Source organism: Oleiphilus sp. HI0123 (genome assembly GCF_001635315.1).
Genome location: NZ_LWGE01000855.1, coordinates 1 through 585, shown reverse-complemented (window position 1 = coordinate 585; position 585 = coordinate 1). Strand labels below are relative to the sequence as shown.

The window sequence follows — 585 nt, the reverse complement described above, 5'->3', positions numbered from 1 at the left end:
CATTACCGAGAGTATGGCTTTTGATGATTTTAGAAATACCATCATTAATCGTTTCTTACGTTTTCCACGCTTTACTTCTTGCCCTGTATTCAAGACCGGGCAGTATTATTGGCAGGAAGATCCTTACTTCGATATTGATAACCATGTTAAACGTGTTGCGCTAACAGGTAATGCAGACAAAGAAGCTCTACAGAGCTATCTTGCGGATCAGGCGAGCATACCGCTGGATGCAAGCAAACCTTTGTGGCAGCTATTGTTTGTCGATAACTATGAGCAGGGTAATGCGATTATTCTGCGGGTTCATCATAGCTATGCAGACGGGCTAGCTTTGATTTCTGTTTTTCACTCGATTACCGATGATGCGCCGAATGTGAAACCGTTTTCACCTTCATGTGCGGATAACGACGAGGTAGCGGCCGAAGAAAGTGAGACACTTACTGATATTAATTACGAATGGCCCCGGTACCAGAAAGTAGTGGATACTGCGAAAGTTCGTGTAGATCGGTATGCCTCATTGGCTAGGAAAGTCTCTTCTGAAGGTATTCAGGTATTACGCGATAAAGAAGCACTTAGAGAGCTTGTTGG

1 protein-coding gene is annotated in these 585 nt (G+C 43.9%); it reads left to right on the top strand.

The window, feature by feature from the left end; genetic code table 11:
- Positions 1–585 (top strand): wax ester/triacylglycerol synthase domain-containing protein (locus A3761_RS07410; RefSeq protein ID WP_304439598.1); only part of this gene is annotated, 585 nt, incomplete at both ends.